We start from the raw sequence: 11,890 nt of genomic DNA on the forward strand, positions 1-11,890 counted from the left end.
AAACCCGGATCTCAAAGTAACTCCGATTTGTGTGTAAACGGTGGACTTACTAAGGAGAGGGATGTCCGGTAGGACAGGGTGAGGTTTTAACTTTTGGGTTGTCGAATTTATTTGAACACTTTGAAAATATGTCTCGATCTAAAGCTTTACAATATTACATTGCTTCGCGGTTAGTTCTGGCTCCACTGCAATTGTTGACTATTATTACCATTGTATTTTTATTACTAAGAGCCACACCAGGAGATCCAGCAGATGCGATTCTGGGGGGACGTGCGCCGGAAGCAGCCAAAGAGGAGTTACGCCAACAATTAGGTTTAAATCTTCCCCTGTGGTTACAGTATTTGAATTATCTGGGAAACTTACTGCGCTTTGATTTGGGGACTTCTTTAACCAGTCGGGGACAGTCTGTTTGGGACATTATTGGGCAGTATTTCCCCGCTACGGTAGAGTTAGCAGTATCAAGTATGGCGATCGCGCTGATTGTCGGTATTATCGCGGGTACTGTTTCGGCTTCTCGTCCCGGTACTTATTTTGATATTGGGGGACGGTTATTTGGTATTATTACATACGCACTGCCGATGTTTTGGGCTGGAATGCTTTTACAGTTAATTTTCTCTGTGCAATTGGGTTGGTTTCCTAATTCTAACCGTTTTCCGCCTAATCTTCCGGCTCCTACTGCGATCACTGGACTATATACCATTGATAGCTTACTGACGGTAAATTTCAGTCAGTTTTTTATATCTTTGCACCATTTAGCCCTGCCTAGTCTGACTCTAGGAATTTTGCTCAGTGGGATTTTTGAGCGCATTGTGCGCGTAAATTTAAAGGAAACCCTCAAAGCAGATTACGTAGAAGCCGCTAGAGCCAGAGGAATTGCTGAAAATAAAATTTTAGTCTCCCATGCTTTGAAAAATGCCTTAATTCCAGTTATCACAGTCTTAGGATTAACTTTTGCATCTCTGCTGGGTGGGGCGATTTTAACGGAAGTCACATTTTCTTGGCCTGGTTTAGCAAATCGCCTATATCAAGCCATTTCTGATCGTGATTATCCTACTGTCCAAGGAGTATTAGTATTTTTTGGGGCAATCGTTGTCACCGCCAGCATTTTAATTGATATACTCAATGCTTATGTAGATCCACGTATTCGCTATTAATTGTCACCACAGATGTAAAGACCAATCAAGTGTAGGGTGTGTTGTCCCACCACGCCGCGCACCGTTAAAACTTCGGCTGCGCGCAGTGTTTTAACAATTCTAGGTGGGTTACGCTGTCGCTAACCCACCCTACGGTTAATTTCTATTTCTTGATATATAGTCCGGTAACACCTCAAGTAAGTAATGAACGGGGTGGAGTGCAGACCACGAATGTAACCGAAGCTGCCAGCCTACAGAACGGGGTACGCCACAAGGCGGGGTGATTTCACCCGTTTTATCCAATATCGGCTTGCATGGCTTAGAAAATTATATTAAAGCCCTCAATCCAAAACTTGGTGTGGTGCGTTACGCCGATGATTTCATCGTCACGGCTAGAGACATTGGTACACCCGCCCCTACCGTAGTCGATAGCTTGCGTGGCGAAGCCATATGTAGCCCACACCACAAAATGGGATAACAATACCTTAGCCAAAATAAGAGCCTTGATAATTTTTGGCAAAAACGGCAAAAACAAGCATACATAAGCGTTTCGAGAAAAAGGTTGTTTAGAATCTAAAACCCTTATCCTACCGTCAATACATTAAAAAACCCTTGTGGGAAACCTTCAAGGAATTTTTAGGACTGATTGTTTTTGCCAAGCCTAGCAAGAAACGGGAGTTCATGGTTGAAGCATTATCATCTCACCCTCGTAATTTGGCTAAGGTATTGCTGGTGTTATCCTAATTGTTCTGCATCAGCTGCTGTACCTGCTGTTGCAAAGTCGGGTCTTCCTGAATGGCGACCAATATCTCATTGAAGCGGTTTGGTTCTAAACCCCCAGCCCGCACTGCTTCCTCCTGTTGGTCCAGTGTTTCCTCTTGGATTGACTGGATTTCAGGGGCTACTTGGTTAAAAGACTGTTGCTCCTCTGGAGTTGCTGGTGAAGATGGTATAGCTCCAGGGGACTGCTGTGCTTCGGAAAGCTCTTGAAATCGCTCTACGCTGAGGCCTGATTGCTCAATAGCTTGTACAGCTCTGTGTTGAGATGTTTGACCAATTTCTTGCAACGTTGGGAGAAGGTTGGCAAATTGTTGCAGTTCTTCCTGGCTCACAGTCGTTTGTACTTGGGAGATTTGAAGTGGTTTTTGTAGCGCTTGAGACGCTTGAGTTTGAGGTTTTGATTCTGGAACTTGTGCTAAAGCAGAAAGATTACCTGCAAGCAAAATAACGAAAATAGAGCTACCTTTCAAAAGTTGCTTTAACATACTGACTGACTTCCTCCGTAGAAATTACTTACCTTGCTAACGCAAGGGAACGTTTTCAAGAAATCAAGCTTGTTGGGTTTTTCTTCCCAGATGTATTGAGCAATTGATGTGATAGCAAATACAAGGTATTACTGATGTATTAACAGCTTTGTGTACATCATTAACATCAGTTCCCGCCTAGCTTAATACAACTTTATCGATTTCTGCAAGATGACAGAGAAAGGTCTTTTTTGGGGATTTATAGCAAAGTGCTTTTTTTCCTGAGTAAGCTGTTCTATATTTAACTTGCATAACATGGGCGTGCAAGTTGCCCACCTACAAGAGTTGAATCTAAATAATTTAAATAATTTAAAATTCATCAAAAAAGCCCCCGGATGAGGGCTGGTCTAGTTATTCGCGTGGAGTGAACAACTAATAATTAATACTCAAAGTAAATACAGTAATCCGAACAAAATAATCCAAATTACGTCCACAAAGTGCCAATAGATTTCCGCCGCCTCAATACCGAAGTGCTTTTCGTTACTGTAGTGACCGGGGACACGCGATCGCCACAAAACAGCCACAATAGCCAAAACACCGATAGTAACGTGCAGACCGTGGAAGCCAGTTAACACATAAAATGAACTAGCAAACAAATTGGTAGTCAGACCAAATTCCAGGTGAGCATATTCATAAACCTGACCCACCAAGAAAGTAGCACCCATCAACGCCGTAATTGTCAACCAAATCTGCATACCCTTGGTATCATTTTTTTTGATAGCGGTATCAGCATTGTGCATCACAAAACTACTAGCAATCAGATTGATAGTATTGACTCCGGGTAGCAATAGTTCTAATTCTGGCGTGCCTTCTGGAGGCCATGCAGGTAAGGTAGCACGGAAAGCTAAATAAGCTCCGAACATCCCCAGAAAAATCATTCCTTCAGCGATGAGAAACACCACTAGCCCAAACAGACGATGGTCTGGATGTTCTTCGTGATGAGCATCCGTTGCTGTGTGGTGATGATTCAGTTCAGTTTTCGCTGGGTCAATTATTTGACTTTGCATGAATCTTTAAAAATGTAAAGTAATGGGGAATTGGGAATTGGGAATTGGGAATTGGGAATTGGGAATTGGGAATTTTATTCTCCCCTACTCCCTACTCCCTACTCCCTACTCCCTCTTAAACGCCAGACTCAATAGTTGGGTATGGTTCACCAGGTTCGATATTTAACACCGCCTGAATATCTACTTTTTTGTCACTTACGCCATAGTCGTAAGGGCCGGTAGCTAATACCGGAAGCTGCTCAAAATTCTCAATGGCTGGTGGTGAAGTAGTCATCCATTCTAGGGTGAGTCCCCGCCAAGGATTATCACCAGCTTTTTCGCCATACCACCAACTCCAAACAGCATTGATGATAAAGGGTAATGTCGAAATCGCTAGAATATATGAGCCGTATGTACAGATTTCATTCAATGAAGTGAATTTGGGGTCATACTGAGCAATTCGGCGGTTCATCCCCATCAGACCTAGCTTGTGCATGGGTAAGAAGGTCATATTCAGACCGATAATGGTTAAAACAGCATGAACTTTGCCCCAAAATTCGTTCATCATTCGTCCCGTCATTTTCGGGAACCAGTGGTAAATAGCGGCAAAAATCCCTAAGACGCTACCACCAAAAAGGACATAGTGCAGGTGGGCTACTACAAAGTATGTATCATGAACGTGAATATCAAAGGGGACTGCGGCTAACATTACACCACTGATCCCGCCAATTACGAAGGTTCCCAAAAAGCCCATAGCAAAGATCATCGGACTATTGAGGCTGATTTTGCCACCCCAGATAGTTGCTAACCAACCAAAAATTTTAATTCCTGTGGGTACAGCAATGATCATGGTGGTGATCATAAAAAACATTCGTAACCAACCGGGGACACCACTGGTAAACATATGGTGCGCCCAGACAATTAGCCCTAAGAAACTGATAGCCAGGGAAGAATAGGCGATCGCCTTATAGCCAAAAATCGGCTTACGGGCATGAACTGGCAAAATTTCCGAAATCGCCCCAAAGAAAGGCAAAATCATGATATAGACCGCCGGGTGAGAATAAAACCAGAACATATGCTGGTAAACCACCGGATCACCCCCGCCGGTGGGATTAAAAAATGTTGTTCCTGCTAACAAGTCAAAGCCCAACAGAATCAGCGCCCCTGCTAAAACTGGTGTAGATAGCAACACCAAAGCCGAAGTTGCCAACATCGACCAGCAAAACAAAGGCATTTGATGAACGCCCATACTGGGGACACGCATTTTGAGAATAGTAACTATAAAGTTAATCGCTCCCAAAATCGACGATGTACCTAACAGCAGGACACTCATAATCCAAATTCCCTCACCCACTTGACCTGTCACCAAGCTCAAGGGAGGGTAGGAAGTCCAACCAGCATCAGGCGCATCACCCAGAGCTAAACTAGCGATGAGCAAAATCCCGGCTGGGGGAATCATCCAAAAAGCTACAGCATTCAAGCGAGGAAATGCCATATCTCTCGCCCCAATCATCAGGGGAATCAGATAGTTAGCAAATCCAGCACCTGCTGGCACAATCCACAAAAAAATCATGATTGTGGCGTGCAGTGTGAATAGACTGTTATAAATTTCTGGGCTAACAAAATCTACTTCCGGGGTGCGTAGTTCTGTCCGCACCAAGTCAGCCATTACGCCGCCAATACAGTAGAAAACAAAGGAAGTCACTAGGTATTGAATTCCAATCACCTTATGGTCGGTGCTGAAACCAAAGAAGTCTCGCCAATGTCTTTCTTCTGCTTCTTCTATATGAGGCGGGATATTGGCAGTTTTTTCTAACTGAGTTTGTGTCATAAGTTAATTAGTTATCAGTTAACAGTTAACAGTTATCAGCCTGTTCACTGATGATGATGAGCATTGTGGACTTGATTGATTATTTCTGGTTGAATCCCCATGTCCTTAGTGTAAGGAGTCAGAAATTCATCTGCGGATAAATTCGCAGAATTAACAGCAACAGCTTGATTGAGAGTTTCGCTACTCGCAATTAATTGTTCTGTCATCCAAGCATCATAAGCTTCTTGGCTTTCTACCACTATTTGGCTTCTCATCGCTCCGTGGTAAGGGCCACAAAGTTCAGCACAAATGAGGTCGTAAGTACCAGCTAATCTGGGTGTGAACCGAATTTCGCTTTGTCTACCGGGGATAGCATCTTGTTTCAAGCGGAACTCTGGAACCCAGAAAGCATGGATGACATCATTAGCTGTCATGTTAATTTGGACTTCCCGACCAACGGGAACGTGCATCTCACCTGTAGTGATACCTGTATCAGGATATGTGAAAAGCCACGCGTATTGTAGACCAGTGATATTAACGCGCAATTCTGGTGGTAAACCTGCTCGTTCTGGACTACCCCCAATTGTGGGAGCCACACTACCTACCCCAGGCGCATTTCGTTTTTGGGGAATTTGGTCAGCATTGCGGACTGCTGCGGTTGCTGGGTCTTCCATGGCCTCATCAGACTTTTCCTGATTCAGGTTGGAGCCTGTGCTGGGTGGGGTATCGCTTAAAGTTGCGGCAAGAGCTGTTCCCCCCATTGTCATGGATTCCTGAGTAATCGGTGCTTCGTGAACAGAGTGAGGATCAAAGCCACCGATGTCGTTGTACACTTCAAAGCTATAAACTGAAATACCGAGAACGATAATTGCTGGGATCGCCGTCCAGAGGATTTCTAAAGGCACGTTGCCCTCAATTGGCGGTCCATCTTCGTTATCACCTGCCCGCCGACGATATTTAATTGCAGAGTAAATCAAAATACCTTCGACAAGTAAGAATATACCTGTGGAAACGATCATCATTGTGTTAAACAGACCATCCACTAGAAAGGCTTCGTCTGTGGCGGCTACTGGCAACAGACCGTGATTTTGACCATACCAAAGGCTTAATAGCGTTAGGACGACACCAATTATTAATGTCCAGATGGAACTTGGAATGTTCACGGTTTACTTAAATGAATTTACTACGTTATCTCTATGCTACTCACTTACTAAGGTAGTGCAGGCAATAAAATCTGGAGTCTCATGGTTTTAAGATTTTATTAATTTTTCGGGCTAAGTTACTAATTTTGGGTACAAGAGATTTATTCGATACTGCCAAGACTAAAAATAAATCAGTAAAAATCTGTGAAAAAATTTAAGAAAGAATTTAGATTAGCAAAGTTAATGATTAATTATCAATTGCTATCTCGTTAAAAAATACCTAAAGCTCCGGCTAAAAGTAGCTGGAGTGATCCAAAGTATAAGTGCAAGCCAATCTTTTAAACTCTAGCTCATACGTTAGGGTGTAGATGGGTCGTTACTAAAAATTGAAAATTTTAAGAGAGTTACCACCAAGAACGGGTGGAAGGTACTGTTCATGAATGAATTTGTCCTAGAACAACAAAATGAAGCGGCAACTGAGCAGCGAAAGCCCAAGGAACTGATTCGTCGCTTGGTGTGGAAAATGTGCATAGCCACCTTGATTTTGATGGCCATAGGCAGTGCCACCCGTGTGATGAATGCTGGGCTTGCTTGTCCGGACTGGCCATTATGCTACGGGGAACTGGTACCAGCCAAACAAATGAATCTTCAAGTTTTTTTGGAGTGGTTTCATAGATTGGATGCAGGGTTAATTGGTTTAAGCGCGATCGCCCTTGCTGGTTTATCCTGGTGGCATCGGCGTTTTTTACCCACTTGGCTACCTTGGGCATCCACATTTGCCCTGTTTTTAATTGTCTTCCAAGGTATTTTGGGAGGACTCACTGTCACCCAACTGTTGCGGTTTGATATTGTTACCGCCCATTTGGGAACGGCGCTGTTGTTTTTCACTACCCTACTGATTGTCGGCATAGCCCTCACTCCCTATCAAGGAACTGGCACTGTTGGTAAGTTACCTTGGTTGGGTTTAAGTGCCGTTATTTTTGTTTACTTGCAAAGTATACTCGGTGCTTTGGTAGGGTCTCGCTGGGCATTACACCAATGCTTTGGTGATTCTCAGCTTTGTAATGTGATGTATAGCCATATTTTTGGCTTGGTACCGCCAACTGTAGCGACTTTGGCAGTGGTATTCATCTCCCGCCGGACACCAGCACTGCATCCAACTTTGCGGCGGCTAGCAAATATTGCAGGTGGGTTATTGCTGTTACAACTAGTCTTGGGAGTTGCCACTTTCCGGTTACATCTCCAAGTTGAGGTTTTGACAGTTTCTCACCAAACTGTGGGGGCGGTTTTGTTGGGTACTTTAGTAGCTTTTACAGTTCTAGCATTGCGTGACTGGGCTATGTCCCGTGAAATCAACGCTTTTCCTGTTGGTTCCACAGCAACTGTTATCAGTACACAAGCAAATGGATCGAATGCCTAACTTAATTCAGGTTCGTTTTTCTATTGCTGTAATCAAGATGATTACTGATGAGTAATGGCAATTAGCTATTAGTTATTTAGTGATGAAACGAACTTGACATCACATCTAGCAACAACCCCAAACAACTAGAAGTGGTAAAACCATAAAAACCAAAACCGCCTGCGCCCCTAAGAGAAGTCTCGACTTTCTGAGCCAGTCTGAGCCAGGGGATATGGGGGATCGGGGGGAGATTAGGGAGCAAATCTTCCTGATCTTCTCCATTCTCCTCATTTCCCTCATCTTCCCTTAGTCTCAGTAACTATTTTTAATGTCAACTCAGTATGAGCAGGGGCTGCATAAAAGTTGTTGAAAAATAAGGAACAAGAGCCAAAATGATTGAGACTAATGTCTCTCGCCACCACCAAACACTTCTCCAAGTTATCCAAAGCTACTATCAACTAACAAAGCCCCGGATTATCCCGTTGCTGTTGATTACCACGGCTGGAAGTATGTGGATTGCTGCACAGGGACAAGTAGATCCATTGTTGCTGCTAGTAACTCTTACTGGTGGCACTTTGGCTGCTGCTAGCGCCCAGACAATTAACTGTATCTATGATCGGGATATTGACTATGATATGGAACGGACGCGTCATCGTCCTATCCCTTCGGGTAAGGTGCAGCCTCGTGATGCGCTAATTTTTGCGATCGCTCTAGCAGTTATGTCTTTTACACTACTAGCAGTATTCGCAAATTTACTGGCTGCTTGCCTAGCATTCTCCGGCATTGTCTTTTATATTTTGATTTACACCCACTGGTTGAAACGCCACAGCACTCAAAATATTGTCATTGGTGGAGCCGCAGGAGCCATTCCGGCCTTAGTGGGTTGGGCTGCTGTTACAGGGACTTTAAGCTGGGCAGCATGGTTAATTTTTGCCATAGTTTTTCTCTGGACACCTCCCCATTTCTGGGCATTAGCGCTGATGATTCGGGATGATTACGCTAAAGTTGGCATCCCCATGTTACCTGTGGTTGAGGGTGATATAGCAACCGTCAAGCAGATTTGGTACTACACACTGGTGACAGTTGGTGCGACTATCTTACTAGTTTATCCCTTGCACGCCAGTGGATTTGTCTATGGAGCGATCGCTGTGAGTCTGGGAGGATTATTTGTCCACAAATCTTGGCGTTTGTTACACAACCCAGAGGATCGCACTGTAGCCAGAGAGTTGTTTCTCTATTCCATCTCCTACATGATGCTGCTGTGCTTAGGTATGGTAATTGATAGCCTCCCCATTACCCATAATCTGATTAGTACGGTTATCAGCCAGCTGCATTTGATCAGCTAATTAGTCGGGTACAATTCCCAAAAATAAATCGCCCAAAAATCGTAGGGTGGGTTAGCGACAGCGTAACCCACCATTACCAACTCTAGTGGGAAATAGTTAAATACATTTGAGCAACGTTTGTCTTCTGCCTCTATCTTCTCTGTCTGTGTCCTCTGCGCCTCTGCGGTTCGTTAATATTCAGTAACCCACCATCTCATCAATTCTGATGGAATATAGTTTTAATATTCCGACAATAACCAAAGAACTAACCCAGTTCCCAATACACAAATAATTCCCGCCGCCCCAGCTAGGGGTTTTTTGTTTTTACCAGTCAACCATTCCGCAGTTTTACCAGTATAAATAACAAGTTCTGCTGTATCTACAGTAGCGATCGCCCAGACTAAGCCAGCGTGCAATCCCCAAGCTATACCCAAACTACCACCATCAGCAATCCTCGCCAACACCAACATCATTCCCATCAGCCACAATCCAGGGATTTGGGGTTTAGTTTCCCGTTGCTCCCAGACTAAATGCAGCAGGGCAAAAATTAAGCTAGAAATTGCAGCAGCTAACCATACTGGATAATCACGCTCTAATTCAGTTAACAAGAAACCACGAAAAACTAACTCTTCTATACCCCCAACTAACAGCGCTACCAATAAAATAGTTGGCAAGATGGATGGTATCAATTTGATATTTGATTTTTCCAAATAACACCAGCCTAGCAAGAATTGGCAGGTAAACATCATTGCTAGGCTGAAAACTCCTAAACCAAAACCAAGCGTTAAGGAACCCAGCAGGGAAACATTACCCACAAAGCCATAATCTGAGAAAGATTTATGGGATAGCCAAATTATTCCCCAGAGAACCAGGGGCGCTAATAGATAAAGTGGGACTAATAAAGGTAATTTTTGTTCTGGCTGTAAAGGTTTGGTCGGTTGCCAATTCAGTGTAATTGCTATTACTGCTGCTATTGGTAACCAGCATCCTATCCAGCTAATAAAAAATGTCATCACTACAACAGGTACTGATGCATTTTCTATAAATTCTCGTAAGGTATTGACTATGTTTATCAAAATAGACACAAAAAAACACGATAGACTGCTTGCTTATTAATCAAGACTCTACTAAAATCCGTGACTTCTGCAAGGGGTCTAATCGTATTTTTATCATCTTACAAAATTTCAGCCAAGAGAATTAGCCGTTAGCTGTAGTGCTAGCAATGAATTATCAAGCCTTCACCATCAGCAAACTTACTCTTACTCATCCACATCTTCATCTGATTCTTCAGAGTCGATATCTTCAGAGGTGGCTTTTTTGTCGGTTTCACCAAGTTGAATCAAGTGAATATGCTTATATCCCAGTCTAATTTCAAACTCATCACCAGGCTTTAAGTTCATTGCCTTAGTGTAGGTAGCACCAATCACAATTTGACCGTTTTGGTGAACACTGACTCGATATGTCGGTTCACGTCCACGACCATCTTTAGGTGCTTCTGGACTAAGGGGAATACCTCTAGCCGATAGCAAAGCATCATAAAAATCTGTGAGATTAACGCGGACTTGATTATTCTTAGTAACGGTGTAGTAGCCGCACTGCTTGGCTCTTTCTCGGCGTGGTAAATTAGAAAGTTCTTTTACCTTAGCAAGCAATGCTTTTCCAGTTAATGGTGCGGTTGCAGTTTCAGTCATTACGCTCAAATTTTCCTTACTCTCTCCAAACTGATAAACGAAGTTGTCTCATGCCAGTATTTGACTACTCATGACCCTAGGGTGGGGGATAAATTCCTGTTTATAGGTTCAGCTATCAGCGCCTATATTATGGTCATCCACAACTAATTAGAGGTCATGGTGGCCACCAACATTAATTTAGGTGATTTTACGGCACTTTTAACCATTAATCGCCATCGAAAATCAATTGATTTCCTCTTTTGGCGCTACTGTAGCGGTGTAAATTTCAGCCACCTTCACAATAGGTTTGAGTTCTACTACAAATAAGTCGTAGACCCAATAAATTGCAGGTTTTCAACTTTCAGTGCTGGCCTTTATTGCCCTTGAGTTGTTAGGTTTTCCCAAGTCTGACTCTCCAGCCCAGGACAGCATAGTATTTGAATAGGCACTTACGGACATACACCTTTGTCCTGCCTGTAGAGACGTGAATTTTCTTGTCTCTACATTACGAATTAACAAAGCAGGATTAACCATGCTTATCCAGCTATTGGTACTGGATTTGTTACTTCCTAATTTTATATTAAATACTAGCATGAACTAATAATAGCAAAATAATTGTTTAGTTTTGAATTTAAGTTGCTGATAGACTTTAATCTAAATATCTAACCTTGGAGAGGCAAAAAGCGGCGAGGATTTTCCTCATGCTTTATTGCTCTAGTGAGTATTGCAGCATAGCTTTTATAAAAATTTATCTAAATTTAGACCAGCAGTTTTGACAAATGAGTTAAATCCCAGATTTTCTTGATTTCGTACAAACGAAACCAACAGAGGATTGTCCTGCTGCTTTATGCTCACCAGACAAAAAGCGGACAGCCATTATATACGTCTGTCTTTGGGAAGAATAAATTTTCCCTTATTTACCAAATGCTTGATTGTCACCAGATGTTTATCAACAGGTTTAGCACTTCCATCTCCACAAAAAACTCCCCTTTTCGACTAGATCAAGGATTTTTCTCAGCAATGGCTCTCATTGCTCTTAGCACCAAGATATATTGAGAAACATTACTGCATTTAGTTAGGATATCTTTACTATGGAGGAGATGAACGTCGGTCTTTCTCCT

Annotated in this window: 9 protein-coding genes and 1 pseudogene; 4 read left to right on the top strand and 6 right to left on the bottom strand. The window is 42.9% G+C overall.

Annotated elements, in window-relative coordinates; translation table 11 throughout:
• Positions 1-128 precede the first annotated feature (128 nt).
• A complete protein-coding gene (locus NSP_RS01765; protein ID WP_006194291.1) occupies positions 129-1,154 on the top strand; it encodes an ABC transporter permease in 1,026 nt (341 codons plus the stop codon).
• A 232-nt stretch (positions 1,155-1,386) separates the two neighbouring features.
• Positions 1,387-1,611 (top strand): annotated as a pseudogene (locus tag NSP_RS01770) (reverse transcriptase domain-containing protein); the annotation flags it as partial.
• 262 nt (positions 1,612-1,873) lie between these two features.
• Here the strand turns inward: NSP_RS01770 and NSP_RS01775 are convergent.
• From NSP_RS01775 to NSP_RS01790, 4 genes are all read right to left on the bottom strand, one after another.
• Positions 1,874-2,398: a DUF4168 domain-containing protein gene (locus tag NSP_RS01775; protein ID WP_006194289.1), complete on the bottom strand. Its 525-nt coding sequence runs from the start codon at positions 2,396-2,398 to the stop codon at positions 1,874-1,876.
• A 425-nt stretch (positions 2,399-2,823) separates the two neighbouring features.
• Positions 2,824-3,444, bottom strand: coding sequence for a cytochrome c oxidase subunit 3 (locus tag NSP_RS01780; RefSeq protein ID WP_006194288.1), 621 nt, complete (start codon positions 3,442-3,444; stop codon positions 2,824-2,826).
• Positions 3,445-3,559: 115 nt separating this feature from the next.
• On the bottom strand, positions 3,560-5,254 hold the full coding sequence (gene ctaD / locus NSP_RS01785) for a cytochrome c oxidase subunit I (protein ID WP_006194287.1): 1,695 nt from the start codon (positions 5,252-5,254) through the stop codon (positions 3,560-3,562).
• A gap of 44 nt (positions 5,255-5,298) precedes the next feature.
• Positions 5,299-6,396 (bottom strand): cytochrome c oxidase subunit II, encoded by a 1,098-nt coding sequence (locus NSP_RS01790; RefSeq protein ID WP_006194286.1) that lies wholly within the window; start codon positions 6,394-6,396, stop codon positions 5,299-5,301.
• Between the two features lie 415 nt (positions 6,397-6,811).
• Here NSP_RS01790 and NSP_RS01795 point away from each other — a divergent pair, with 415 nt between their 5' ends.
• On the top strand, positions 6,812-7,795 hold the full coding sequence (locus NSP_RS01795; RefSeq protein ID WP_006194285.1) for a COX15/CtaA family protein: 984 nt from the start codon (positions 6,812-6,814) through the stop codon (positions 7,793-7,795).
• Positions 7,796-8,166: 371 nt separating this feature from the next.
• Positions 8,167-9,120 (top strand): heme o synthase, encoded by a 954-nt coding sequence (locus tag NSP_RS01800; protein ID WP_006194284.1) that lies wholly within the window; start codon positions 8,167-8,169, stop codon positions 9,118-9,120.
• Positions 9,121-9,338: 218 nt separating this feature from the next.
• Here NSP_RS01800 and NSP_RS01805 read toward each other — a convergent pair whose 3' ends face one another.
• Positions 9,339-10,142, bottom strand: a complete 804-nt coding sequence (locus tag NSP_RS01805) for a CPBP family intramembrane glutamic endopeptidase (RefSeq protein ID WP_309145435.1) — start codon at positions 10,140-10,142, stop codon at positions 9,339-9,341.
• Between the two features lie 216 nt (positions 10,143-10,358).
• Positions 10,359-10,790: an AbrB family transcriptional regulator gene (locus tag NSP_RS01810; protein ID WP_006194282.1), complete on the bottom strand. Its 432-nt coding sequence runs from the start codon at positions 10,788-10,790 to the stop codon at positions 10,359-10,361.
• Positions 10,791-11,890: the final 1,100 nt, after the last annotated feature.

The sequence above is a fragment of the Nodularia spumigena CCY9414 genome, assembly GCF_000340565.2.
Classification (GTDB): Bacteria; Cyanobacteriota; Cyanobacteriia; order Cyanobacteriales; family Nostocaceae; genus Nodularia; species Nodularia spumigena.

Coding starts and splice junctions, on each gene's coding strand:
- ctaD (WP_006194287.1), bottom strand. CDS start 5,254: ATGACACAAACTCAGTTAGAAAAAACTGCCAATATCCCGCCTCATATA.
- NSP_RS01810 (WP_006194282.1), bottom strand. CDS start 10,790: ATGACTGAAACTGCAACCGCACCATTAACTGGAAAAGCATTGCTTGCT.
- NSP_RS01800 (WP_006194284.1), top strand. CDS start 8,167: ATGATTGAGACTAATGTCTCTCGCCACCACCAAACACTTCTCCAAGTT.
- NSP_RS01780 (WP_006194288.1), bottom strand. CDS start 3,444: ATGCAAAGTCAAATAATTGACCCAGCGAAAACTGAACTGAATCATCAC.
- NSP_RS01795 (WP_006194285.1), top strand. CDS start 6,812: ATGAATGAATTTGTCCTAGAACAACAAAATGAAGCGGCAACTGAGCAG.
- NSP_RS01765 (WP_006194291.1), top strand. CDS start 129: ATGTCTCGATCTAAAGCTTTACAATATTACATTGCTTCGCGGTTAGTT.
- NSP_RS01775 (WP_006194289.1), bottom strand. CDS start 2,398: ATGTTAAAGCAACTTTTGAAAGGTAGCTCTATTTTCGTTATTTTGCTT.